This is a genomic window from Streptomyces sp. NPDC008139 (assembly GCF_042957025.1).
In the GTDB taxonomy this organism is placed as follows: Bacteria; Actinomycetota; Actinomycetes; order Streptomycetales; family Streptomycetaceae; genus Actinacidiphila.
Genome location: NZ_JBIBHM010000019.1, coordinates 58810 through 84255, shown reverse-complemented (window position 1 = coordinate 84255; position 25446 = coordinate 58810). Strand labels below are relative to the sequence as shown.

Below are 25446 nucleotides of genomic sequence, written 5' to 3'. Positions count from 1 at the left end.
GCGGTGGACGGCAATTGTTTGGTGCGAGGGGGTGCGGCTGCCTAGATTCGCCCGCCGTGTGCAAATCGCACCGCCCGGGTTCGGACGGGCGCCGCATCCGTGGGGGAGCGGTGCCCGTCTTGACGCACCAAGGGGGACACCCGGGTCCGTGGAGAGGGAATCCATGGTCTTGAACTGCAAGTACCGGCACACCGCGCTCCTGACCGGCGTCGCCGCACTGGCGCCGCTGGGCGTGCTGGCCGCCGCGGGAGAGGCGTCGGCGGCCGACAACGGGGTGTGGGACCGTATCGCGCAGTGCGAGAGCGGCGGGAACTGGCACATCAACACCCACAACGGCTACTACGGCGGTCTCCAGTTCGCCCCCGGCACCTGGCGGTCCTACGGCGGCACCGCGTACGCGTCGACCGCGGACCTGGCCAGCCGCGAGCAGCAGATCGCCATAGCGACAAAGCTCCAGCACGCCAGCGGCTGGGGCGCCTGGCCCGTCTGCTCGCGCCGCGCGGGAGCCTACGGGGACGCGCCGTCGGCGGGCACGCCGTCCTCGAAGTCGACGGGCAAGTCCCTCGACAAGCCCGTCAGGAAGACCGTCAAGCCCGCCGCCGAGCCGAAGAAGCGGGAGCCGGCGAAGGTCGTACGGCGGACCATGCCGCGCTACGAGTCGGCCGCCGAGGGCCGGGCCGACCGCAACGCGACACGCACCGCCCTGATCGCCGTCGTGCGCGGTCCGGCGGAGCGGGGACAGGGCCCGGTCGTTCCGGCGTGGTGGCCGCACTGGTGACGGACCGTCCGCCGGCGGGGCGGTTCGGGCGCTCGTCCGGCCGGGGCGCCCCGGAATCGCGCTCGTTCGGCGCCGGAGCGTCGTAAGACCGCCGTAAACCGGACCCGCCGCGTTCCCTCGTGTGCCCCACCCCGTTGTGGTCCGACCGGGTGGGGTACACGCGCCTCACGGACGCGATGCCCCGATCCGGGGTGCGGTCGTGCTTAGCGTGGCCCGATGAGCGATCAGTCGTCTTATCGTCATATCGTCTCCCCGCGTGCCTCGGTGCGCGTCGCCGTAGCTGTCGCACGCGCCGCCGCCACCCTGGCCGCGCTCGGTGCGGCCGTGCTGCTGCCGGTGGCCGCCGCGCCACCCGCGACGGCCGCCCAGGGCGCACCCGCCGTCCCACCGCCCGTGGAGCGGCCAGGACAGCCGCAGCAGCCCGAGCGGTCCGGCGGGTCCCCGCAGTCGGTGCCGTCGGTACAGGCGGCCATCGCCTTCCAGGCCGCGCGGGCCGCCGCGGGGTCCCCGACCGTCTGGGACCGGATCGCCATGTGCGAGAGCAGCGGGAACTGGCACATCAACACCGGCAACAGCTACTACGGCGGCCTCCAGTTCTGGCAGCCCACCTGGAAGCTGTTCGGCGGCCTCGACTACGCCCGGCGCGCCGACCTCGCCACCCCCGCCGAGCAGATCTCGGTCGCGGAGGAGGTGCTGAAGGTGCAGGGGTGGGACGCCTGGCCGGTCTGCGCGCGGCGGAACGGCTTCACCGGCCACCGCCACATCGTGCACACCGTCAAGAGCGGCGAGACCTTGTCGGCCATTGCCCGTTCCTATGGAACCCAAGGGGGCTGGCAGTACCTCTACCAGCTCAACAAGGACCTCATCGGCCCCGACCCCGACCGGCTGATCGCGGGAACCGTCCTCACCGTCAACTGACGCGGCGGCCCACCCGAGTCAACCCCGTTCACCCGTTCGTGGCGCGTCCGGCAAAGGGACGCGCCACGGTTGCTACGGTCGGTCGCGCGGGCCGACCGACCCGCGCCGAGCGGGGGAACAGGAACACGGGCACGCCCATGCGCATCACCTTCCTGATACACACCACGTACGGCATCGGCGGCACCATTCGCACGGTGCGCAATCTGGCGGCACGGCTGGCCGACGAACACGAGGTCGAGATCGTCTCGGTCTTCCGCGACCGCGACCGGCCCGAGTTCACGTACGACCCCCGGATCCGGCTGAGATATCTGGTCGACATCCGCAAAGGCGCCCAGGACGGCGTCCTCGACGACCCGCGCCACCAGCGGCCGTCGGCGATCTTCCCGTCCTCCGACCGGCGGCACGCCCTCTACAGCCCGATCACCGACGAACGCATCGGCGCGTGCCTGGCGGAGCTCGACACCGACGTGGTGGTCGGCACCCGGCCGGGCCTCAACGTGCACCTCGCCCGCCAGGCGCCGCGCGGCCTCGTCCGGGTCGCCCAGGAGCACCTGACGCTCGACACGCACTCCACGCGGCTCGTGCTGACCCTGCGCCGCCACTACCCGGGTCTGGACGCCGTCACCACCACCACGGAGGCCGACGCGGCCGTCTACCGCCGCCGTATGCCGGGCGTCCGGGTCGCCGCCGTCCCCAACAGCGTGCCGCCCACCGGCGCCGCCCCCTCCGACTGCACCGCGCCCGTCGTGGTCGCCGCCGGACGGCTCGCCCCCGCCAAGCGCTACGACGACCTGATCCGCGCCTTCGCCGTCGTCCGCGACCGGCGCCCCGACTGGACGCTGCGGCTGTACGGCTCGGGCCGCGAGCGCGCGAAGCTCGACGCGCTCGTCACCGAACTGGGCGTGCGCGACAACGTGAAGCTGATGGGCGCGGTCTCGCCGATCGAACCGGAGCTGGCCAAGGCGTCGGTGCTCGCCGTCACCTCGACCCTGGAGTCCTTCGGCATGACCCTGGTGGAGGGCATGTGCGCGGGGCTTCCCGTGGTCTCCACCGACTGCCCGCTCGGGCCGCGGGAGATCGTCGACGACGGCGTGAACGGTCTGCTGGTGCCGCCGCGCGACATCGACGCGATCGCCGCCGCGCTGCTGTCGCTCATCGAGGACGACGAGCGCCGCCGGGAGATGGGCCGCGCCGCGCTGGCCTCCTCGGCGCACTACGACCCCTCCGTCATCGCCCGGCGCCATGTGGACCTCTTCCAGCGGCTGCTGGACGACCGGGCGCGCGGCGGCGCCCGGCCGCGCGCCGCGGTCCGCGCGTCGGTCGGGCGGACGATGGGCGCCCTGCTGTCCGCGGGGGACATGACGGGGGCCGCCGTCAGGAAGGCCGGACGTCGAAGGCAACACATCGTCAGTTAAAGACGGCCGTGTACCCAATTCCTATCTCTTCATGCTCATGGACCCGCGAGTAACCGGAGGCATTGCGGAGATGCTGTGCGGGAGTTGTGTGCACAGGTAATTCAGTGACCTGCGGGTATTCACGGGGACGGAGCGAACCGTAGGGCACGATCTGTGACAGAAACGTGATGATCAAGGTCGTTCCCGCCCGGGGACGCCTACCGTGAAGGTATGCCTCACAACCCTCAGACCCCACAGGATCCGCAGCCCCCACGGAGCCCGGCCGACGACCCCGACGCCTACACAGGCCTCGACGCGCGGGAGGCCGAGCGCCTGGCCGAGCAGCGGGGCTGGCAGACGGTGCGCAGCCTGCCGCCCGGCGCGATCGTGACCATGGAGTACGTCGTCGGGCGGCTGAACTTCACCGTGGAAGGGGGCCGCGTCCAGCGCTGCTGGGTCGGCTGACGGGCCGGGCCGCCCGGCTCAGCCCGCGATGCCCCGGCCGCGCACCTGCTGGTGCGCGAGTGGGGTCGTGGGCCTGGCCGGGCGCTCGACGGGCGGACGGCGGCTGCCGACCGGGGTGAGCGGGGTGCGTTCGTTGCGTCCGGTGGGCGGCCTGCCGGGCGCGTGCGGGGCGGCGGCGACCGGAGTGGTCGTGGTGGCCGTGGCCGCCGCGGTGGCGCCCCGGGCGCCCGCGCCGACCGTCGCACGGCTCGGCGCGTGCTCCTCCTGCTCCGCGTCCGGGTCCTGGTCCTGCGCGGCGGCCGGGGAACGCCGGGCGACCAGCACCGGGCTCACGGCCTCCGGGCGGAGGACCGCTTCGGCGGAACCGGTGCGCATCCGGGCCCAGACGTAGGCCAGGAAGTCCTCGGCCCGTGCCATCGCGGGCTCGAACCACGGCAGCGCCAGCAGGATCAGCAGACCGGCCGCCCAGCCGAGCAGCACGTCGCTCACCCAGTGCGTACCGAGGTAGACCGTCGTGGCGCCCACGCCGAGCGCGAGCAGCGCGCTCACCACGGACCCCAGCCTGCGGGCGCGCGGAGTCGTGGCCAGATACGCCAGAACGCCCCAGGTCACGACCGCGTTGGCGGTGTGACCCGACGGAAATATATCGCCGCCGGCGAACATCTCGGCGGAGCCGACGGTCGTCGCGTAGTGCGGACCGAGCCGCCCGAGACCGTATTTCACGGCTCCCACGGTGATGTTCAGCAACAGCAGTGAGGTGCCGAGGACCAGCAGCGGGTGCAGCGTGCGGTGGCGCCACGCGCGCCACCCCAGCCACGCGAGCACCATCACCGCGGTGGGACCTCGTTGGCCGAGGACGACGAAATAATCCAGGAACGCGTGGATTTGCGGCCATTGTTTGTAGGGACGCCAGAGCATGACCTGCCAGTCCAGCGTCACCAGTTTGGAAGTGGTGAGGACGCCCACGACGATCGCCACGTAGACCGCCAGCGTCGAACCGAACAGCCACACGCGTGTTCGGCTCATCCGCGGCAGGTCGCGGGTGGTCGGGCGCTCCGCCGTACGGAGGCGCTTCTCATCGGTTCGCACTCAATCGACGTTACAGCGTGTGACGGCATAGTTCGGCCGAACGAGCTGCTTTGTAATGACGATGTGATGTGGAGTGCGTCTCAGGGAGCCCTTTGACGGCCGGTGATTCGGGCGGAATGCGGGAGTGGCTGGAGTTTATGTTCGGGTGTTGATACTCACAGGGTCGGCAAGGTGCGGCCTTCTTATTTATTGCTTATTTCCCTCACCTTTCTCCGCAGTTTCCCGGTCCATACCCGGACCGACTTGATCGAACGGGGCCGCGCACGGGCGGCGCCGGGGCGCACGGCGGGTGTCCGAGAGGGTCCCGCGGGGGCGGTGACCGGGTGTTGTGAGCCCGTGACCAGCGAGTGGTCTCGCGTACGCTGACGATTCACTCGTTCGTGGAGGTATGCGTATGACGAGGCCGGTCAGCAGGTGGACCATTCTGTTCGTCCTCTGCGTCAGCCTGCTGATCGTCGCTCTCGACGCGACGGTGCTGCACGTGGCCGTCCCCGCCCTCACCGAGGATCTGCGGCCCGGCGCCCAGGACCTGCTGTGGATCGTGGACGCCTATCCGCTGATCGCCGCCTCTCTGCTGATCCTCTTCGGGACACTCGGCGACCGCATCGGCCGCCGCAAGGTCCTGCTGATCGGCTACGCCCTCTTCGGCGTGGCCTCCGCGCTCGCCGCCTTCGCGCCGACGCCCCATGTACTGATCGCCGCCCGTGCGCTGCTCGGCGCCGGCGGCGCGATGATCATGCCTGCCACTTTGTCGATACTTCGACAGGTCTTCCCCGACCGCCGCGAGCGCGCGACCGCGATCGGCGTGTGGAGCGCGGTCGCCGCAGTGGGCGCCGCCGTCGGCCCGGTGCTCGGCGGCTTCCTCGTCGAGCACTTCTGGTGGGGCTCGGTCTTCCTGATCAACATCCCGCTGATGGCGGTGATGCTGCCGCTGGGACGGATACTCCTGCCGGAGTCCCGGGGCAGCACCGACGGCCCGTGGGACGTGCTCGGCGCGGTCACCGCCGCCCTCGGCGTCCTCGGCGTGGTCCTCGGCATGAAGCGGCTCGGCGGCGGCGCGAGCGCGCTGGACGCCGCCGCCTTCGTCCCGCTGCTGGCCGGAGTGGGCCTGCTGGTCTGGTTCATACGCCGCCAGCGCCGCCGCGAGCACCCGCTGATCGACGTCCGGATGTTCTCCCAGGCCGCCTTCTCCACCTCGGTCGGCTGCATCGTGCTCGCCATGCTCGCCCTGGTCGGCCTGGAACTGATCGCGGTGCAGTACCTGCAACTGGTCCTCGGCCTCAGCCCGCTCCAGACCGGGCTGCGCCTGCTGCCGCTCACCTTCGCCGCCATGGCCGCGGGACTCACCGGCTCCCGCATGCTGCGCGGCTTCGGTCCACGCCGCATGGTCTGCGGCGGCTTCGTGCTCACCGCCGTCGCCGTACTCGCGCTGACCGCCATGGGCCAGAGCGACCGGCCGGTCCTGCTCACCACCGCCTTCGTCCTGCTCGGCTTCGGCCTGGAGGCCACCCTTTTCGGCGCCTACGAGTCCATGCTCAGCGAATCCCCCGCGCACCAGGCGGGCGGCGCGGCGGCGATCGGCGAGACCTCGTACCAACTGGGCGCCGGGATGGGCATCGCGCTGCTCGGCAGTGTGATGAACGCCGCCTACGCGCCGGGCGTCGCCCGCACCCCGGGGGTCAGCGCCGCCGACAGCACCGCCGCGGGCCACTCGCTCGGTGAGGCGTACGACGTCGCCGACCGGCTCGGCGGCGGTTCGGGCGCGGCGCTGCGGCACGCGGCCCGGCACTCCTTCGTCACCGGGCTGCACATGACCCTGCTGGTGAGCGCGGGGCTGCTGCTCACCGGGGCGCTGGCCGCGCTGCGGCTGCCGCGCGTCATGGAGTGCGGCGCGGACAAGGGGCAGGCCACCTGCGATCTGGTGCTCCCGGCCCGCCAGGAGCCCGCGGCGGCCGTACGGTCCGGGGCGCCGGGGGAATGAGCGGCGTCCGGCCCTCGGCGGCCGTGGCCACGGGGTGCGCGAAGGTCCCGGTGCCGGGCTCCCACCTGCTGCCTCCGGCCATGAGATCGGGCTCGCGCCGGCCGGGACATCCGGCTCCCGACGCTCCCGGCGCGCGGCGGGCCGAGCGGTCTGGACGCACGGCAGACTGAAACGTAACGTCGGCGCCGAACCGTAGGTTATCGCCGCTAGTTTCCGTGTCCTTCTGTGCCGGAGGTCCCCCGTCATGCCCGGAGCCGCAACCCCGCCCTTCGACCCGTACGACCCGCTGGGCCTCGACGACCTGCTGACGCCCGAGGACCGCGCGGTCCGCGACACCGTACGGAAGTGGGCCGCCGACCGCGTGCTGCCGCATGTCGCCGACTGGTACGAGCGCGGCGAACTGCCCGTCATCAGGGAACTCGCCCGTGAACTGGGCGCGATCGGCGCCCTCGGCATGCCGCTGACCGGCTACGGCTGCGCAGGCGCCAGCGCCGTCCAGTACGGCCTGGCCTGTCTGGAACTGGAGGCCGCCGACTCCGGCATCCGCTCACTGGTCTCGGTCCAGGGCTCGCTCGCGATGTACGCCGTCCACCGCTACGGCTCCGAGGAACAGAAGCAGCGCTGGCTGCCGTCGATGGCCGCGGGCGAGGTGATCGGCTGCTTCGGTCTCACCGAACCCGACCACGGCTCCGACCCGGCCGCCATGACCACCCACGCCAGGCGGGACGGCTCCGACTGGGTGCTCAGCGGCCGCAAGATGTGGATCACCAACGGTTCGGTGGCCGGTGTCGCCGTCGTCTGGGCCCAGACGACGGACGCGCCCGGCGGCATCCGCGGCTTCGTCGTCCCCACCGACACCCCCGGCTTCTCCGCGCCGGAGATCCACCACAAGTGGAGCCTGCGCGCCTCGGTCACCAGCGAACTCGTCATGGACGACGTCCGGTTGCCCGCCGACGCCGTACTCCCCGAGGTCACCGGCCTGCGCGGACCGCTGAGCTGCCTCAGCCACGCGCGCTACGGAATCGTGTGGGGCGCGATGGGCGCCGCGCGCAGCAGCTTCGAGGCCGCCCTGTCGTACGCGACGACGCGCGAGCAGTTCGGCAGGCCGATCGGCGGCTTCCAGCTCACCCAGGCCAAACTCGCCGACATGGCGGTCGAACTGTACAAGGGCATCCTGCTCGCCCACCACCTGGGACAGCGAATGGACGCCGGACGGCTGCGGCCGGAACAGGTGAGCTTCGGCAAGCTCAACAACGTCCGCGAGGCGATCGAGATCTGCCGCACCGCCCGGACGATCCTGGGCGCCAACGGGATCTCACTGGAGTACCCGGTGATGCGGCACGCCACCAACCTGGAGTCCGTGCTCACCTATGAGGGCACGGTGGAGATGCACCAGCTCGTCCTGGGCAAGGCACTCACCGGACTCGACGCCTTCCGCGGATGACGCGGTGCGGCCGTACCCGCCCGGTGAGCGCCCTGCCCGGTCCTGATCGCGGGTTGTCCCCCGGGGGACAACCCCCGGCCCCCGGCAGGGGCGGGACCGGCGGGCGGGTGAGAGAGCGGCAGCCAGAGTGTCAGTTCTGGTTGAAGAAGCCGTCGCCGCCGCGCTTGGCGTCGGCGTTCATGACCATGTAGTCGGCGGGAGTCAGCAGGAAGACCCTGGTGGCGACGCGCTCGATGGAGCCGCGCAGCCCGAACGTGAGACCGGCGGCGAAGTCGACGACGCGCTTGGCGTCGCTCGGCTCCATGCCGGTGAGGTTGACGATGACCGGGACGCCCTCGCGGAACAGCTCCCCGATGCCGCGCGCGTCCCGGAAACCGTCCGGGGTCACGGTGGCGATCCTGCGGCCCTGCTCTTCGGCGGTCTCGGTGGCCACCCGCACCCGCGGGTCGGTCACCCACGTGTCAGCCCGCTCGGAGCCCTCGCCGTAGTCGGCGTACTCCTCGTCGTAGTAACCCTCGCCGCCGTTGTCGTCAACGAGGCCCAGCCAAGCACTCGCCCGTCGAACCGATCCCATGGACGCCTCCTCTCTCACACGGTCAGTACCGTCCGCAGTCCTATGGTCGTCCATGATGTGGATGATGTGCCAAGCGGATTGCCGCCAGTCAGGCGTCTTGTGACGGTACTGGTGCACACGATAGTGGCGGATCGTCAGGCAGGCCCAGGTATATGGCCCCTGACACTTCGTTGGGAGCGCTCCCCACTTCCGGGTGACACGCGGGGCCGTCCGGCCGTACGCGCGCTCGTAGGCACGGCCGTACGTGTCGTCGTAAGTCCGCTCGTATCCGGCGCCGCCCGGCCGGCCCCGAACCGTCGTACGTGACCTGCGCGTCGTGGTGAGCGGCCCGCGGTGAGCCCGACGGGGCCGTACGGCTGCCACCAGCGGCTGACCCCTGTCACCGGCTGCCGATAATATGTCCGCCGGTCGCAGGGGTCGGACCTGCGGGCGGGCGAGTTCAACGGGGGAGCACGCGATGTTCGGGATCATCAGGCCGTGTCGGCACCGCATGTCCGAGGGGCTCGCGGCCTCCTGGACGGCCCACTTGTGCGGCCTGTGTCTCGCGTTGCGGGACGGGCACGGCCAGTTCGCGAGAATCGCCACCAACTACGACGGGCTCGTCGTGTCGGTGCTCGTCGAGGCGCAGACGGCCGTGTCCGGTGACGCCGACAGCCTGCGCCGCAAGGCCGGGCCGTGCCCGCTGCGCGGGATGCGGACGGCGCCGGTCGCCATGGGGGAGGGCGCGCGGCTGGCCGCGGCCGTCTCGCTGGTGCTCGCCTCGGCGAAGATGCGTGACCATGTGGAGGACGCCGACGGGGCGTTCGCCCGGCGGCCGGTCGCCGCGGCGGCCCGTACGGTCGCCCGCCGCTGGGACCGGGCCGGGGCGCGTACCGGCGACAGCCTGGGCTTCGACACCGCGGTGCTGCTCGACGCGGTCGGGCGGCAGGGCGGGATCGAGGCGGCGGCCGGACTCGGCACCTCGCTGCTGACCGTCACCGAGCCCACCGAGACGGCGACCGCCGCGGCCTTCGCGCACACCGCCGTACTCGCCGGGCGGCCCGCCAACCGGGAACCGCTGGCGGAGGCCGGACGGCTCTTCGGACGGCTCGCCCACCTCCTGGACGCGGTCGAGGACCTGGCCGAGGACACCCGCTCCGGCGCCTGGAACCCGCTCACCGCGACCGGCACCGACCTCGCCGAGGCGCGGCGGCTGTGCGACGACGCGCTGCACGGCATACGGCTCGCGCTCCGCGACACCGACTTCGCCGGGTCCGCCTCGGGCAAGCTCACCCATGTCCTGCTCGTCCACGAATTGGGACGGTCGGTGGACAGGGCCTTCGGCACCGGCGGTTGCGCGCACCAGGGCGCGGCGCCGTCCGCCGCCTCGCCCCCGCCGGGCAACCCCTACGCGCCGGGCGGCACTCCTTATGGGCCGGGTCAGCGGCCGAACGCGCCCGGCGGCCCCGGTTTTCCCGGCGGCTTCCCGCCGCCCGAGCCGCCGCGCAGGCGCGGACTGATCATGGGCTGCCTGGTCTACGCCGGGATGTGCTGCACCTGTGAGCTGTGCTGCCGTGAGCACGACGACCCGTGGAGCGGGCAGCGCCGCGACTCCTGGTGCAGCAACTGCGACTGCGACTGCGACGGCTGCTCGGACTGCGGTGATTGCTGCGACTGCTGCGACTGCTGCGATTGCGGGTGCGACTGCTGAGGATGTACGGCGGGGCCGTGCGGATGAGCTGTTCGGGTGAGCTGTACGAATGAGCTCTACGAATGAGGTCGGCCCGTACCGGGAGCCCGGTGGGCGGGACGACCTGCGGGTGACCTGCGAGGGGGAGCGCCCGAGGGAGGGCGGCCAACGGCGGGGCTGCGTGCGCGCGTGTGTGAGGACGGGACGATCCGTCGGAGAAAGGTCAGCTACAACAACACGACGCCGACCACACCCGACCGAAGTCGATGTGGCCGCGAGTGACGAGCCGACAGCTACGCATGCCCACAGTGCAGCAGCCCATCAGGGCATCCGTCAACCACGCTGAGACGCGTGGTCCAGCACCTGGACATGCTTGACAGCGGGTGACGGCGTCGGCATAGCCTCGGGTCAAGGCCCTTGACGGGCCCAGCCGCGTTGAGGGACGCGGCGGCCTGTGTGAAGACGACTCCCGTGCCCCTTCGCGTGTCCACGGAGCCTTCGCATGCCTGCTGCCTTCTCTCCTTCTTCTCCCTCGCCTTCTTCGTCTTCTTCCCCGGCCTCCGCGACGCCGGGGGTCTCCGTGACCTCCGCCGCTGCCGCCGCTGCCGCCGCGCCGCCCGTACCCGCCGTCCGGCGCCGTACGCGCTCGCTGCACCTTGCCGCCGCGATCGATGTCCCCGACCGCTACGAGGTGGCCTCGCACGGGGAGTTGGCCCGGCTCGCGGAGGGCGGCGCGCTGGACTTCGTCACCCTGGACGGCGCGGCCGACGCCGATCCGCTCGCCGTACTCACCGCGGTCGCCGCCGAGACCGGCCGGATCGGGCTCGTCCCCGCGGTGCCCGTCACCCGCTCCGGGCCGCGCGGTGTCGCGGCGGCGGTCGGCGCCCTGGATTCGGCCAGCCGGGGCCGGGCCGGCTGGACGCCCAAGGCGGTGCCAGAACCGCCGCCTGAGTCGGCGTCCGGCCCGGCGTCCGGCCCGGCGTCCGGCCCGGCGTCCGGCCCGGCGTCCGGTCAGAGGTCCGGTCGGAGGTCCGGTCGGAGGTCCGAGTCGAGGGCCGGGGGGACGGCCGACCTGAGATCCGGTCCGAGATCCGCGCTCACGCCGAAAGCGAGAGCCGAGGCGATGTGGCGGGAGACGGCGGCCGTCGCCGAGGCGGTCGCGCGGGAGTGGGACGGCGGCGCGCCCGGGTCCGGCCCGCAGGTGCGGCAGGGGCGGCCGGTCACGGCGGTGGACGCGACCGAGCCCGCCGCCCGCGCCGTCGCGGCCCGGTACGCCGACCTCGCCTTCGTCCGCGCCGCGGGTCCCGAAACCGCCGGGCTGGTACGGGACGAACTGCGGCGGCTGGCGGTCGGAGCGGGGCGGGACCCGGACCGGCTGCTGGTGCTCGCCGAACTCTCCGTCGACCTCGGCGGCGGCGAGATCGGCCCGGAGCCGGGCGCCGAGATCACCCTGGTGCCGGACGGCGCGGGCGGCGTGCTGTTCTGCGGCGGCCCCGTCGACCTGGCCGAGCTGATCGCCGCATGGCAGCAGGCGGGCGCGGTCGACGGCTTCCGCGTCCGGCCGGTGGAGCCCCGACGCGATCTGGAGCGCTTCGTGAACGGGACCACCGCGCTGCTCCAGCACCGGGGTCTGTTCCGCTCCTTCCACCCGGGCGCGACACTCCGCGAACACCTTGGCCTGCACCGCCCGTTACCGGACCTCCGGTGAACCGCCCGTCTCACCGGTCGGACGGCGGTGCGTCGCCGCGCGCCTCCTCCCGAGGCTCCGCGAGCCTCCTTCCGAGGCTTCGCACGTCCTCTCCCGAGACTCCGCGCGTCATCTCCCGCGACACTCCCCGTACCCCCCTCACGGCACACTCCCCGCAGGTCACCGCCGTGCGAGCGCATCCGGCTCGCGCGGCCCGTATGGAAGGCTTGGTCGGCATGAGCGCAGAAACGGTTCTTGCTTGGAAGCGGTGGCACGAGCGGCGGGCCGAGACCGTCGCGGCGCCGTACGGTCCGCTGGCCCTGATCGGCACGTACTGGCTCGACGACGTGGCCGGGGACGGGACGATCCCCGGACTGCCGGGCCGGTGGCGGCAGGACGGCGGGGCGGTGGTGCACGAGGCGGACGGCGTGTCGACCGTGCTGGAGGCCGAGGGTGAGCCGGTGTTCCTGCCGGACGGCAGGAAACTGCTGGCGATCGTCCGCGAGGGCCTGCTCGCCGTACGGGTCTGGGACCCGCGGTCGCCCGCCCGTCTGGCCTTCGCCGGGATCGCGGCCTTCGACCCCGACGAGCGCTGGGTGCTGCCCGCGGTCTTCCGCCCGTTCGAGGCCGACCGCACCGTCCGGGTACCGAACGCGGACGGCCGTGAGCGCGGTCTCGGCCTCGGCGGCGAGCTGGCGTTCACGGTGGACGGGACCGAGCACACGCTCGCCGTGACGGTCGAGGACGACGGCCGGCTGTGGGGTGTCATCGCGGACGCGACCAGCGGAACCAGCACATTCCGGTTCCGTTTCCTGCACGCGCCCGCGCCGGACCCCGACGGCTCGCTGACGCTGGACCTGAACCGTACGACGCTGCCGCCCTGCGCTTTCGCGGACGCCTTCATCTGCCCGTTCCCGCCGCCGGGCAACACCCTGGCCTTCGCACTCGAAGCGGGGGAGCGGGCAGTTCTCACCAACTGAGACAGCGTCACATCCGGTTGCCCCGGCGGTTTTTGGACCGCCGGGGCACCGCTGCGTCAGGCACCGTACGGATATTCGGCCGAACTGCCCGGCCGAAAGGCCCCCTTGTGTGTTGCCTGTGGGATCTGAATACTCCTGTGAGTGCTTGTCAGGCGTATGAGGCGTTCGAATATCGGATCGAGTCTGACGGTACACCGACAAATCCCCCCGCAACCTCCCACCCCCACAGGAGGAAACGAGTGAAGACCACCCGGCGCATACAGCTTCTGGCCGTCACCTCCGGCCTGATCGCCGCCACCGCCATCGCACTCCCGTCGGCGAGTGCCACCCCCACCCCCAAGGCCACGCCCGACGCGGCCGCCACCCTCGCGACCCACCTCGGCGCGAGCAGCACCGCGGGCACCTACTACGACGCGGCGAGCAAGACCACCGTCGTCAACGTCACCACCCAGGCCGCGGCCGACAGCGTCCGCGCCGCGGGCGCCACCCCGCGCCTGGTCACCCACAGCGCCGCGCAGCTCGCCAAGGCGGGCGACGCGACCAAGGCGGCCGACGTCGCGGGCACCGCCTGGTCCGTCGACCCGCGCAGCAACACCCTGGAAGTCAGCGTCGACAGCCGGGTCACCGCCTCCCAGCTCGACCAGCTCAAGAAGTCCACGGCCGGCTTCGGCGACGCCGTGCGCATCAACCGGGTCGAGGGCACCTTCAACACGCTGCTCTCCGGCGGCGACGCGGTGCAGACCACCCAGTGGCGCTGCTCGGTGGGCTTCAACGTCCGCAGCGGCAGCACCTACTACTTCCTGACCGCGGGTCACTGCACCGAGGGCAAGCCCGCGTACTACACCACCTCCGGCACCTACATCGGCCCGACGACGGGCACCAGCTTCCCGACCAACGACTACGGCATCGTCCGCTACGACTCGACGGTCGCCCATGACGGCACCGTCGGCAGCCAGGACATCACCAGCGCCGCCAACGCCTACGTCGGCGAGTCCGTCACGCGTCGCGGCTCGACCACCGGCATCCACAGCGGCACCGTCCAGGCCCTCAACGCCACCGTCAACTACGGCAACGGCGAGATCGTCTACGGTCTGATCAAGACCAACGTCTGCGCCGAGCCCGGCGACAGCGGCGGCTCCCTCTACGACGGCACCAAGGCCATCGGCCTGACCTCCGGCGGCAGCGGCAACTGCTCCTCCGGCGGGACCACGTACTTCCAGCCCGTCACGGCGGCGCTGAGCGCGTACGGGGTCAGCGTCTACTAAAGCCGTCCGCCGAAACCCGCGCGAGTAAGCGAGGCCCGCGCGAGTCGGCGTGAGTCGGCCGAGCAGGCGGAAGCCTTGCGGACAAAGGCACTTCACCCGCTCAACAGCTCCACCGTCCGGCGCCCCCACCGCACCCCGCGCGGTGGGGGCGCCGGTTCGTACAGACTGGACGGCATGCTGGAAACCTCGGCGCGGCTGTTGCGCCTGCTCTCGCTGCTCCAGTCACGCCGCGACTGGACGGGGCCCGACCTCGCCGAGCGGCTGGACGTCACCGCGCGCACGATCCGCCGTGACGTCGAGCGGCTGCGGGCGCTCGGCTATCCCGTGCACGCGGCGCCCGGCACCGCGGGCGGCTACCGGCTGGGCGCGGGCGCCGCGCTGCCGCCGCTGCTGCTCGACGACGAGGAGGCGGTGGCGGTCGCGCTCTGCCTGCGCACCGGGGCGGGCAGCAGCGTCGAGGGGATCCAGGAGACGTCGGTACGCGCGCTGACCAAGCTGGAGCAGGTGCTGCCGTCCCGGCTGCGGCACCGCGTCCAGGCGATGCAGGCGGTCACGGTACGGCCGCGCGCCGCCGGTCCGACGGTCGGTCAGGAGGTGCTGACCGTGATCGGCGCCGCGTGCCGGGACCGGGAGTTGCTGCGCTTCGACTACCGCGACTACGCGGGCACCGCCAGCCGCCGGGCCGTGGAACCGTACCGGCTCGTCCACCACGGATGGCGCTGGTACCTGCTCGCCTACGACGTCGACCGCGCGGACTGGCGGACCTTCCGCGTCGACCGGATGGAGCCCAAGGCGCCCACCGGCCCGCGCTTCACGCCCCGCGAACTGCCGGAGGACGCGGCGGAGTACGTGGCCAAGGGCGTCACCTCGCACGCGTACCGCTTCCAGGCGCGCGTGGTGCTGCACGCGCCCGCCGCGACCGTACGGCAGATCTGGGCGGGTTTCGGCGCGGTCGACCCACTCGACGCCGACACCTGCGAACTGACCACCGGCTTCGAGTCGTTGGACGCGCTGGCGATGTTCGTCGGGATGCTCGGGGTGGACTTCGAGGTGCGGGAGCCGCCCGAACTCGCCGAGTATCTGCGGGTGGTGGCGGGGCGGCTGACGCGGGCGGCGGACCGCGGGGTGGCCGACGGGACGGAGGCGTCCTCGGGGCCGGTGTGAGCAAGGCTCAGTCGAGGGCGGCCGCTTGACGGAGCGTCACGGTCCGTTCGCCCAGGTAGGTGGTGTGCGAGCTGACCACCGGCGGAACCCGCAGCGCCTCGTGCTCGCGCGGGAGACGGCGGATCACGGTGAAGGGGCCGCCCGCGGCGCTGAGTTCGGCGACCGTGTCGAGCAGCGCCACCTCGTCGGCGCCGAGCGCGTCGAACGGCTGGTCCATCGGCGGGTCGGCCAGCCCCCAGCCGTCCCACACCAGCAGTTCGGTGCTGTTGAGCATCGCCAGGTCGAGCAGCAGATTGTGCTGCACGAACCACCACCCGTGCAGACCGAGGAGTTCGACCCCGTACGTCCGCGGGTCCGCCGCGCCCGACCGGCAGTCCTGCCACGCCCGGCCCGCCACCACGAACCGGGTGCGCGGCACGTCGAACGGGTCGAAGTCGATGCCGTGCGCGGTGATCAGCTCGGGCGCGGCCATCTGCGCGTCGACCAGCCGCCAGCTCGCGCGGTCCGCGTCCCAGTACTCGGTGATCCAGTGGTCGTCGTGGAAACCCGGTGTGAAGTACGTGGCGTAGCCGCCGCGGACCCTGGCGGGGATGCCCTTCTCGCGCAGCGCGGAGCACAGCAGCAGCGCGAAGTCCCGGCAGGTACCGGCGAATCGCTCCTCCGGGCGGCGCGGGCGGTCGAGCGGCGCGTCGCACAGGCCGCGCGCCACCGCGAGGATGTCCGCGGCGTAACGGGTCTCCGCCTCGGCGTCCTTGCGGTCGCGCGGCAGCTCGTACCCGAACAGGTGCGTCTCCTCGCGGTGGACGAGCAGATTGCGCACGGTCTCGGCGAGGACCCTCGGGTCGGCGGGCAGCCCGGCGAAGACGTCCGTGCCGCCCGGGTCGCTGGCCACGCTCTGCGTCCGGTAGAAATCGAACTCGTTTTCGTCCATGAGGGAACTCTGCCGGGAATTCCCGCCGGAATTCAACCTGTTCGGCCGGCCGTCCGTGGCAATCGGTGTCGCGGCGCCGGACCTCAGGCCAACGGGCCGCTGGTGGCGCCCTCTTCGCGGCCCCAGCCGTAGGCGCGGTCGGCGCGCAGCTTGATCACCAGGCGGTGGTCGGCGACCATCGCGGCGCGGTACTCGTCCCAGTCCGGGTGCTCGCCCCGGAGCGCGCGGTACAGGTCGACCAGCTCCTCCACGGTCGCGTCGTGCGGATCGGCGGCCACCGGGGTGAGTTCGGCGTCGCCCTCGGCGACCAGGTACGCGCCGAGGTCGGGCGTGGAGACGTAGAAGCTGGCCCGCGGGTCGCGGCGCAGATTACGGGTCTTCGCGCGGTCGTCGGTCGCCGAGACGCGGATGGTGCGGGTCGAGTCGTCGTAGTGGAAGGTCACGTTGGACAACTGCGGCCGGCCGTCCCGCTTCAGCGTGACGAGGACGCCGTTGATCTGCCGCTGGAGGAGGTCGAACAGCGGGTGGGCGGAGGTTTCCTGACGGCTCATCATCGCTCCGGTTCTGATCGTGGGGCTTCGGGGTGGTGGCCGGTGGCCGGTGCGGCCTCGGGCGCGGGTGCGTGCTGGTGCTGGTGCTCGTCGTGGTCGTGCTCGCGGGCGGGCTCGTGCTTGTGGTCGGGTTGTGCGGGTCCCGGTCCGGCGTCGGGTTCAGTGAGGGGGAACGCCATCACCGTCGCGCCGATTCCGACCGTGCCCGGCGAATGCGGTGCTCGCGCCGCGTCGTGCAGCTCGTCGAAGAGCGCGGCCAGTCGGACGCGGAAGGTGTCCCAGACCTCGGGCGCCACCCATAGCTCCGCGTCCGAGGTCACGCCCGCGGCGCCCGGCGCGCGGCGGCCCGCCCGGTCGCGCAGATTGTGGGCCAGCGCCTCGGCGATCAGCAGCGCCCCCTCGTCCCGCTGATCGGAGAGCGGGGAGCCGTGCACCGCGCGGTAACGACGTTCCCTGCCGCCGCGGTTGGCGCGCACCTCGGCGAGTTCCACCAGGCCGACCGCGTCCAGCCTGCGCAGATGCTGACTGGCCAGCGCGTGCGAGATGCCCAGTTCGCGGGCGAGTTCCGCGGCGGACAACGGCGCGTTCCAGACCAGGGACACGATGCGCAGCCGCACCGGGTGGGCGAGTGCTCTGAGGAGGGGATCGGTCGCCGTCATGTGCCCATTAGACCGTCCACGGGCGCGGGAAGCGGGCAGGCGGTTGCCGTCGCTGACCCCCAAGCAATATGTTGGGAGTTATGACGGTGCGCAAGGTCCTGGGGGACCGTGACGCGGCGACGTATCTGGGCGGCGCCCTGGTCTCCGGTTTCGGCGACTCGGCGATGCTGCTCGTCGCCGGTATCTGGGTGAAGACGCTGACCGGCTCCAGCAGCCTCGCGGCGGCCGTGACCTTCTGCGTGTGGGCGCCCGCCCTGGCCGGGCCCGTGCTCGGCACCCTCGCCGACCGGGTGCGCCGCCGCTCGCTGCTGATCTGGACCAATGCGGCCCTGGCCGTCCTGCTCCCGGTCCTTCTCGCGGTACGGTCCGGGCGCGAGGCATGGCTGCTGTTCGTGGTCCTCGCGGTGGTCGGCGCCGCCTCCGTACTGTCGGACGCCGCCGAGGCCGGTCTCGTCACCGCCGCCGTCCCGGTCGACCTGCGCGGCGACTTCAACGGCCTGCGGATGACCGTCAACGAGGCCATGAAGCTGCTCGCCCCGCTCGTCGGCGCGGGCCTCTTCCTGCGCTACGGCGGCGGCGCCGTCGCCGTCCTGGACGCCGTCACCTTCGTTCTCGCCGCCGCGGCCTTCGCGATGCTGCGCACCCGTGAACTTCCGCCCGTCCCACCGGCCGAGGGCTGGCGCGAGCAGACCGCGGAGGGCATCCGCTGTCTGCGCGACCACCCCCTGCTGCGCTCGCTGGTGACCGTCGGAGCGGTCGCGATGGTGCTGTCCGGGCTCAGCAGCTCCGCGATCTACGAGATGACCGAGGCCGGGCTGCACCGTCCGCCCGCCTTCGTGGCGGTGCTCTACGTGGTGCAGGGCGCCGGGTCGATCGTCGCCGGAGTGGTCGCGGGCGCGGTCATGCGCCGCGTGCCGGAACGGGTCTTCGCCGCCATCGGCCTGCTGCTCTTCACCACCGGCGCCGCCCTGCGCGCCGTCCCCTCACTGCCCGTCGTGCTCGGCGCGACCCTCGCCATCGGGGTCGGGCTGCCCTGGGTCATCGTCGCGGCCTTCACCGCCGTCCAGCAGCGCACCGCTCCCGAACTGGTCGGCCGGGTCTCGGCCACCGCGGGCACGGTGATCTTCGGCCCCACGGCGCTGGCCGCCGCCCTCGGCGCGGGGCTGGTCGCCCTGGTCGACTTCCGGCTCCAACTCGCCGCCGTCGGCGTCCTCGGGTTGCTGGCCGCGTGGCTTCTGCTGCTTCGCGGCGGGAGCGCGGGTTCGGCGGATGCGGGTTCGGTGAGGGCCGAGGGTTTGGCGGATGCGGGTTCGGTGAGGGCCGCGGGTTTGGCGGATGCGGGTTCGGTGAGCGTCGAGGGCTTGGCGGACGTCGAGGGCTTGGCGGACGTCGAGGGTTTGGCGGACGCCGTTTCAGTGGGCTCTGTTTCAGCGAGCCCCGCCGAGGGGGACTCCGCCCAGGGGGAACACGGCGTCCTGCGTCCAGCGGACGCCGTCGAAGACCACCAGCCGGACCTCCGCGATCCGCGTCCGCAGCAGCGCTAGCGCCGGGACGCACTCCGCCTCCACCGCGGCGTACACCTCGTCCGACTGCCCCTGCGCGACGGTCAGATGCGGGGCCGGATCGCCGAACGCGCCTCCGTACGGCGGGGCTTCCGGCCACCGGGCCGCCACCGTCGCGGTCAGCGCCCGCACGGGTCCTTCGGGCTCCGGCGCCAGCCACAGCAGATCCGGGAATCGCCCGAAGCGAGGGAAGCGCACCTCGAACGGTGCGTGTCCCGCGAAGAGTTCACCCAGCGCAGCCCGTACCCCCGCGTCGATCCGCGCCGCCGGAAGGAACGGATACAGCACCGTGAGATGCGCGGGCACCCCCTCCGCCGCGGCCGGGTCGTACCGCTCCCGCGCCGCGCCCACCACCTTCTCCGCCTCCGGCACCACAGCCACCAACGCGGTCGTACCCGCCGCGCGCCCCGACGTTCCCTTCTGACCCATACCCGGCATCGTCCCCCGCCCGCCCCTCGCACCGCCACCCAATACCCGTCGCGGCCCTACGCCTTCGGCTCGCCCTCGCCGAGGGGGCGGGCGGTGTGGACGACGAGGTTGGTGACGTCGTGTTCGCGTTCGATGTGGCCGTCGAGGAGGACGGCGGGGGCGTCGAGGATGGTGCGGCGGATGAGGGCCCAGACCGGTGGAGTGATGACGAGGTTGGCCATGGCGGTCTCGTCCTCGACGACGGCGAAGGCCATGCCGTTGGCCGTCGGGGGGCGTTGGAGGTATTTGACGATGCCGCCGACGCGGATGCGGCGCTGTGCGGGCCAGGTGCGGATGGCCTTGGCGGGCTGTGCGCCGAGGTGGTCGAGGTAGGGGCGCAGGTGGTGGACGGGGTGCGGTCCCGCGGTGGCGCCGGTGGCGGTGAGGTCGGCCAGGGTGGTCTCGCCCGCGGTCATGGCGGGGAGTTCGGGGGCGTCGGGCAGGGCGTCGAAGCCGGGCAGGACCGGCTGCTGGTGCGCGGTGTGGGCGCCGGAGCGCCAGATCGCGGTGCGGCGGCCGGTGCCCAGGGACGCGAAGGCGCCGGCGGTGGCGAGCTGCTCGAGGAGCCGGGCGCCCAGGCCGCCGCGGCGGGCGACGTCGTCCAGGTCCCGGAACGGCCGCTCGGCGCGGGCCGTGAGGAGGGTCGTGGCGGCGTCCTGCGACAGTCCGCGGACGCTGGTGAGCCCGCGGCGGATCGCCGGATGTCCGTCGGGGCGTGCGGAGTCGGGTTCGAGGGTGGCGTGCACGCCGGAGGCGTTGATGTCGACGCCCCGGACGGCGATGCCGTGGTGGCGGGCGTCCTGGATGAGGGTCTGGGAGTCGTAGAAGCCCATCGGCAGGTGGGCCATGATCCCGGCGATCAGGGTCGCGGGGTAGTAGTGCTTGATCCAGGCGGACGCGTAGATGATGCCCGCCATGGACTGCGCGTGGGACTCGGGGAAGCCGTAACTGCTCAGCGACGAGATCATGGTGATGATCCGCTCCGCGGCGTCCGGGCCGATCCCGCGCCGCGCCATGCCGGTCAGCAGCCGGTCGCGCAGCCGGGCGACCTTCTCGGTGGCGTGTTTGGCGGCGAGGTCCTTGCGGAGCCGGTCGGCCTCGCCGGGGGTGAATCCGGCGCAGTCGGTGGCGAGCCGGATCGCCTGCTCCTGCCACAACACCACCCCCAGGGACTTCTTCAGCGCCGCTTCGGCCAGCGGGTGGGGGTAGGTGACGGGTTCCTCGCCCGCCCTGCGCCGCAGATACGGGTGCTTGCTCCCGGCCTGGATCGGCCCAGGGCGGATGATCGAGGCGGCGACGGTGAGGTCCTCGAAGCAGACCGGCTTCAGTTGCGGCAGGGTGCTGATCTGGGCGCGGCTCTCGGCCTGGTAGACCCCTATGGTGTCGGCGCGGGCGATCATCGCGTACACCCGCGGGTCGTCCTGCGGGATCGTCGCCATGTCGAGGTGCACGCCGTGGTGTCCGGCGATCAGGTCACAGGCGGTGTGCAGAGCCGCGAGCATGCCGAGACCCAGCAGATCGATCTTGACCAGATGGGCGGCGGCGACGTCGTCCTTGTCGCCCTGGAGGACGGACCGGCCGGGCATGGTGGCCCATTCGACCGGCATGACCTCGCCGATCGGCTGCGCGGTCAGCACCATGCCGCCGGAGTGCACCCCCAGGTGCCGTGGCAGACCTTTGAGCTGAGCGGCCAGGTCGGTGACGTCGGCGGGGATGTCCGGATCGGCTGTCGTGCTCGTGTTCGTGGCCGTGCCCGTGTTTGTGGCCGTGCTCGTGGCCGTGTTTGTGTCGCTGCTCGCGCCGTCGGGGGTGTGGGGGCGGCCGGGCCGGTGGTGCAAGGACCGGGTCATGGCGTTGACGGCGGCGGCCGGGTAACCGAGCACTCGGGCCGCGTCCCTGACCGCCAGCTTCGGCTGGTAGCTGATGAGGTTGGCGACCTGCGCGGCGTGGTCACGGCCGTAGCGGGTGTAGACGTACTGGATGACCTCTTCGCGGCGGTGGTTCTCGAAGTCGATGTCGATGTCCGGCGGCCCCGACTTCTCCATCGACAGGAACCGTTCGAAGAGCAACCCGTGCTTGAGCGCGTCCACCGCCGTGATGCCCAGGACGTAACAGACCACGCTGCTGGCGGCGCTGCCCCGGCCCTGGCACCAGATGCCCTGCTCCTGCGAGAAGCGCACGATGTCGTGGACGATCAGGAAGTACCCGGCCATGCCCAGATCGCCGATCACCCCCAGTTCGTGGTCGAGCTGCCGCCACGCGGTCGCCGCCGCCGGATCGTCACGGGCCCCGTAGCGGGCGGCGCAGCCTCGCTCGGCCAGTCGCCGCAGCCAGGAGCTGTCGTCGTGACCGGGCGGTACGGGGAAGCGCGGCAGTTCGGGCCGCAGCTTGGCGAGGTCGAGGACGCACGACTGGCCCAGGGCGATGGTCGATTCGTACGCTCCGGGGTAGCGGGCCAGCCGCTCCTCCATCTCCGCTCCGGTACGCAGGTGCGCGGTCGGCGCGGCCATCAGATGCCCGGTGGCCTGGTCGAGGGTCTCGATCCGTCGCAGTGCGGTGAGGGCCTGGGCGAGCCGGGCCTGCGCGGGCGCGGCGTAGTGGACGGCGTTGGTGGCGACCACGGGGGTGCCGGTGCGGTGAGCGGCCACCACCAGGGCGTCGGCGCGCACGCTGTCGGCGGGAAGATTCCAGTCGATGAGTTCCGCGTGCACGCTGCCGCTGCCGAACACCTCGCCGAGCCGGTCGAGGTGGAAGGCGAGCTGCCCGATCTCCGTACCGTCCTCGCCCGCGTCGGTGGGCGGGCAGCCGGTCAGGACCGCCCAGTCGCCGCCGGCGGCGGCGCGGGCGAGTACGTCGAGGTCGTACACCGGACGGCCTTTGGACCCGGCGAGCTGGGCCGTGGTGATCGCCGCGGACAGGCGGTGGAACCCGTCGAGGTTCCGGGCGAGGACGACGGGGTGCCCGAGCCCGTGAGCGGTGAGGGTGAGTTCGGCGCCGAACACGGTCCGCAGCCCGGTACCGCGGGCGGCCTCGGCAACCCGCCGGGCCCCGTACAGCCCGTCCCGGTCGGTGAGCGCCAGCACCTCGATGCCCAGCCGCACGGCCTCCGTGACCAGCGCCCCCGTATCACTGGCCCCTTGGAGGAACGACAGCGAGCTGTGCACATGCAGCTCCGCCCACGGCACCCGGCTCCGCTCTTCCCGGTATTCGGTGTGTGCCGCGTGTGCCGGGTCCGCCGCGTGCGCCGGATCCGCTGGGCGCGCCGTGCGCGGAGCGGCGGCGGGCAGGCGCAGCAGACGACCGGTGCGGCGGTCAGCCATAGTGGGCCTCGGCCCACCACCGGCCCGCGGAGATCTGCAACAGCCATGCCCCGCCCGCGGTGGTGGTGATCTGCATCCGGGCGATCCGCCGCGCACGGTCCCGGTCCCACCACTGTTCCAGCGCGGGCCACGGCGCACTCCACGCGGTCACCTCCAGTACGCCGGGGAGTCCGTCCACGGTCAGCCGGACCGGAGGCGCGGAGACCGCCAGCCGTCCCGAGACGCCCACCACCTGCCCGGCGCCGTCCAGCAACCGAGCGGGCAGCAGCGGCTGGTACACCGTGGCCGGGTGCGGGGCGGGCAGCCTGCCGGGCCACGGCCCGCCACCGGCCGGGGGCGTGGCGATGTCGCCCACCGGGACCTTGCGGACCCGGTCGGCCGGGCCGCGGCCCCCGGTCAACTCCACCCGCGTGACCGCCCGGTGCCCGAGCAGCGCCTGCACCTGACCGGCCGCACGCTCCAGATCGTCCAGCGTGGCGCCCCCGCCGAACAGCACTGTCTGACGGCCGGTGGCCGCGCTGAGCTGCCGGGGCCGCAGCACCAGCTCCACCACTCCGACCGCGCCCCCGGCCCCGTCGGCGGCCGGTGCGAGATCCCCGGCATCGGTCCACGCCTGCACCTGCCAGCGCACCCGCTCCGCGACCGCCAACGACGACAGCCGTCCCTCGTGCCGCCACGCCCGCCGCAACTTGCGGCCGTCGGCCAGGCCCACCTCCACCTCCACTCGTGCTCCGACGACGCCCGCCGACGTCAGCCGCTCCTGCAACCGCTCGGCCAGTGCCTTCCCTGCGAACGCCAACGGCTCGGTGCGTTCCTCGGCAGGGTCGAAGCCCCACCGCACCGCGTGGTCGAGCTCCGCGCCCGAGGCGTTCAGAAGCCGCGGCTCACGCCCGGACGCGGTGCGGTGCGCCGCCGCCCCGTCGGCGCCGAAGCGGGCCGACACCTGGTCCGAGGGCAGCGCCGCGAAACCGCCCAGCGTGCCGATCCCGAGCCTGACCAGCAGTTCGGCCAGCCGGGGCCGACCGAGCACGCCCACCGGATAGGGGGCGAGTAAACCGGCCGTCTCCCCGGCCGGAACCAGGACCCCGGACCGGGCGCGGGCCGCAAGCGCCGCGGCGAACGTCGTATCCGCGGCCCCGCTCTGCACGGGGTGGCCGAGCCGGGAGAGCGCCGCGGCGACCCGCGCGGCCAGCTCCGCCTCGCCGCCCCAGTACCGCGCGGGACCGCGGGCCGGGGCGGCCACCATGCCCGGACGGATCACCTCCAGCCGCGGCATCACCTCCGCCTCCAACCGGCGTACCACCGGCTCGAACCCGCGCGTCTCGGCCGCCTGATCCCGTTCGACGACCCGCAGCCCGGGGCAGCGGGACTGTGCCTGCCGCACCCGCATCCCCCGGCGTACCCCGGCCGCCCGCGCCGCGGCCGAACACGCCACCACCCGTCCGTCCCCCGACACGACCGCCACCGGCTCCCCGCCCGGCAGCCCCGTGGTGATCAGCGGCCAGTCCGGGACCCACGACACCAGCACTCGCACGCCGGCTCACCCCACCACGCGCAGTGCCCGGCCCCGGCCCGGCGCATCCCCGGCCCGCACCTGATCCGCGGGCGGAGAGACCGGTTCGGGCTCCGTCACGGGCATCGCCATCCCGGTCGGGCCGGGCAGCAACAGCTCCGCCCGGCGCGGGGCACCGCCCGCGGCGCCGCGCCCGGACACCTCCACCACCACGCGGCGATGACGCAGCACACCGTGGCCCGCACCGAGCCCGTCCCACCGTGCCTCGGTCACCCGCAGCCGCAGATCGGCGCCGTCCCACGGACCGGCCACGAGCAACACGGCCCCGTGGGCCCGCACCTGTCCGGCCACCCGTCGCACCACTCGCCCCGGCACCGACCCCGGCGCGCCGAGCAGGATCACCGGCACCGTCGACACCAGCAACGACACCACCTGCGCCCACCGGCCCCCCGGCGCGTCCACCCACAGGCCCGCCCCGGCGTCCAGCCCCGCGTCCCGCGCGGCCAGCGCCCCCAAGGACGGCAGCCCCACCACGGCCCAGCCGGCCCCCGGACGCCGTCCCACCGCCTGCGCCGCCAACGCCAGCAGCAGCCCCTTGTCCCCGCCGACAGCGGTCACTGTGCCCGCCCGCAGCTGCCCTTCGGGCAGCAGCGGACCCCACACGGACCCCGGTCCGGCGACCGTCCTGTGTCCCGCCCGACTGTCTGCCGCCAGCACTGCACCCATGCCCCCGACATTCGCACGCGCGTTCGAACAAGGCAAGTCGGCGCACCACCATCACTGCACGTGAGGGGTGTCGTACGGTCAATACGCATGTCCTCTGCATCCGCTCGACCGCGGCCGCTCGGCCCGCCTCTGCCCGCCCGGGCGGGGGCGGTCGCGACGCCGTTCTCGGCCCGCTCGGCCGTCGTCACTCCCGGGGCCGACATCCGCCCCCCGCCTGCCGTGCTCGCGGATATCGGTGGAGGCCGTCACTTCCGCCGCGATGCCGTGGTGGGTCGTGGGTTTTGTGACCGGCGGATAACGACGCGCCG

General features: G+C 72.9%; 21 protein-coding genes. 12 read left to right on the top strand and 9 right to left on the bottom strand.

The annotated features are described in order from the left end of the window. The first annotated feature begins 163 nt into the window (after positions 1–163). The 4 genes from ACFZBB_RS31785 (at position 164) to ACFZBB_RS31770 (ending at position 3555) form a co-directional block, all read left to right on the top strand. Positions 164–778, top strand: a complete 615-nt coding sequence (locus tag ACFZBB_RS31785; RefSeq protein WP_391129756.1) for a transglycosylase family protein — start codon at positions 164–166, stop codon at positions 776–778. 216 nt (positions 779–994) lie between these two features. Continuing rightward, complete coding sequence (locus ACFZBB_RS31780) at positions 995–1696, top strand: transglycosylase family protein (RefSeq protein WP_391129753.1); 702 nt, start codon at positions 995–997, stop codon at positions 1694–1696. A gap of 137 nt (positions 1697–1833) precedes the next feature. Continuing rightward, positions 1834–3111: a glycosyltransferase gene (locus tag ACFZBB_RS31775; protein ID WP_391129750.1), complete on the top strand. Its 1278-nt coding sequence runs from the start codon at positions 1834–1836 to the stop codon at positions 3109–3111. Between the two features lie 210 nt (positions 3112–3321). After that, complete coding sequence (locus ACFZBB_RS31770; protein ID WP_391129747.1) at positions 3322–3555, top strand: I78 family peptidase inhibitor; 234 nt, start codon at positions 3322–3324, stop codon at positions 3553–3555. 18 nt (positions 3556–3573) lie between these two features. On the opposite strand, the gene ACFZBB_RS31765 is transcribed toward ACFZBB_RS31770, so the two are convergent. Continuing rightward, positions 3574–4644: a phosphatase PAP2 family protein gene (locus tag ACFZBB_RS31765; protein ID WP_391129744.1), complete on the bottom strand. Its 1071-nt coding sequence runs from the start codon at positions 4642–4644 to the stop codon at positions 3574–3576. A gap of 388 nt (positions 4645–5032) precedes the next feature. Between ACFZBB_RS31765 and ACFZBB_RS31760 the strand changes: the two genes are divergently transcribed. Both ACFZBB_RS31760 and ACFZBB_RS31755 read left to right on the top strand, forming a co-directional pair. Further along, positions 5033–6625: an MFS transporter gene (locus tag ACFZBB_RS31760; RefSeq protein ID WP_391129741.1), complete on the top strand. Its 1593-nt coding sequence runs from the start codon at positions 5033–5035 to the stop codon at positions 6623–6625. 244 nt (positions 6626–6869) lie between these two features. Further along, a complete protein-coding gene (locus tag ACFZBB_RS31755; protein ID WP_391129738.1) occupies positions 6870–8069 on the top strand; it encodes an acyl-CoA dehydrogenase family protein in 1200 nt (399 codons plus the stop codon). Positions 8070–8199: 130 nt separating this feature from the next. On the opposite strand, the gene ACFZBB_RS31750 is transcribed toward ACFZBB_RS31755, so the two are convergent. After that, entirely contained in the window at positions 8200–8643 is a 444-nt protein-coding gene (locus ACFZBB_RS31750) for a cell division protein SepF (RefSeq protein ID WP_188283772.1), read from the bottom strand. Positions 8644–9100: 457 nt separating this feature from the next. Here ACFZBB_RS31750 and ACFZBB_RS31745 point away from each other — a divergent pair, with 457 nt between their 5' ends. The 5 genes from ACFZBB_RS31745 to ACFZBB_RS31725 all read left to right on the top strand — a co-directional run bounded on the left by ACFZBB_RS31745 (position 9101) and on the right by ACFZBB_RS31725 (position 15408). Beyond that, positions 9101–10333: a DUF5685 family protein gene (locus ACFZBB_RS31745; RefSeq protein ID WP_391129735.1), complete on the top strand. Its 1233-nt coding sequence runs from the start codon at positions 9101–9103 to the stop codon at positions 10331–10333. 559 nt (positions 10334–10892) lie between these two features. Further along, positions 10893–12020 carry an FMNH2-dependent monooxygenase gene (locus ACFZBB_RS31740; RefSeq protein WP_391129732.1) on the top strand — a complete coding sequence of 376 codons (1128 nt, stop codon included), beginning with the start codon at positions 10893–10895 and terminating at the stop codon, positions 12018–12020. Positions 12021–12235: 215 nt separating this feature from the next. Then, complete coding sequence (locus ACFZBB_RS31735) at positions 12236–12979, top strand: DUF1684 domain-containing protein (protein WP_391129729.1); 744 nt, start codon at positions 12236–12238, stop codon at positions 12977–12979. 239 nt (positions 12980–13218) lie between these two features. Further along, complete coding sequence (locus ACFZBB_RS31730; RefSeq protein ID WP_391129726.1) at positions 13219–14244, top strand: alpha-lytic protease prodomain-containing protein; 1026 nt, start codon at positions 13219–13221, stop codon at positions 14242–14244. Between the two features lie 174 nt (positions 14245–14418). Continuing rightward, positions 14419–15408 (top strand): WYL domain-containing protein, encoded by a 990-nt coding sequence (locus ACFZBB_RS31725; protein WP_391129723.1) that lies wholly within the window; start codon positions 14419–14421, stop codon positions 15406–15408. Between the two features lie 7 nt (positions 15409–15415). Here ACFZBB_RS31725 and ACFZBB_RS31720 read toward each other — a convergent pair whose 3' ends face one another. The 3 genes from ACFZBB_RS31720 to ACFZBB_RS31710 form a co-directional block, all read right to left on the bottom strand. Then, a complete protein-coding gene (locus ACFZBB_RS31720; protein WP_391129720.1) occupies positions 15416–16339 on the bottom strand; it encodes a transglutaminase domain-containing protein in 924 nt (307 codons plus the stop codon). An 83-nt stretch (positions 16340–16422) separates the two neighbouring features. Then, positions 16423–16890: a TIGR03618 family F420-dependent PPOX class oxidoreductase gene (locus tag ACFZBB_RS31715; RefSeq protein ID WP_391129717.1), complete on the bottom strand. Its 468-nt coding sequence runs from the start codon at positions 16888–16890 to the stop codon at positions 16423–16425. Then, complete coding sequence (locus ACFZBB_RS31710; RefSeq protein ID WP_391129714.1) at positions 16890–17549, bottom strand: helix-turn-helix domain-containing protein; 660 nt, start codon at positions 17547–17549, stop codon at positions 16890–16892. The genes ACFZBB_RS31715 and ACFZBB_RS31710 overlap by 1 nt, the downstream gene beginning before the upstream one ends. 80 nt (positions 17550–17629) lie before the next feature. On the opposite strand from ACFZBB_RS31710, the gene ACFZBB_RS31705 reads away from it, so the two are divergent. Next, positions 17630–19093: an MFS transporter gene (locus tag ACFZBB_RS31705; RefSeq protein WP_391129711.1), complete on the top strand. Its 1464-nt coding sequence runs from the start codon at positions 17630–17632 to the stop codon at positions 19091–19093. On the opposite strand, the gene ACFZBB_RS31700 is transcribed toward ACFZBB_RS31705, so the two are convergent. From ACFZBB_RS31700 to ACFZBB_RS31685, 4 genes are all read right to left on the bottom strand, one after another. Further along, positions 18977–19540 (bottom strand): 2'-5' RNA ligase family protein, encoded by a 564-nt coding sequence (locus ACFZBB_RS31700; protein WP_391129708.1) that lies wholly within the window; start codon positions 19538–19540, stop codon positions 18977–18979. The two genes, ACFZBB_RS31705 and ACFZBB_RS31700, sit on opposite strands and share 117 nt — an antisense overlap. 56 nt (positions 19541–19596) lie before the next feature. Beyond that, a complete protein-coding gene (locus ACFZBB_RS31695) occupies positions 19597–22764 on the bottom strand; it encodes an error-prone DNA polymerase (protein ID WP_391129705.1) in 3168 nt (1055 codons plus the stop codon). A gap of 127 nt (positions 22765–22891) precedes the next feature. After that, a complete protein-coding gene (locus ACFZBB_RS31690) occupies positions 22892–24433 on the bottom strand; it encodes a DNA polymerase Y family protein (protein WP_391129702.1) in 1542 nt (513 codons plus the stop codon). 6 nt (positions 24434–24439) lie between these two features. After that, positions 24440–25138 carry a hypothetical protein gene (locus ACFZBB_RS31685; protein WP_391129699.1) on the bottom strand — a complete coding sequence of 233 codons (699 nt, stop codon included), beginning with the start codon at positions 25136–25138 and terminating at the stop codon, positions 24440–24442. Positions 25139–25446 lie beyond the last annotated feature (308 nt).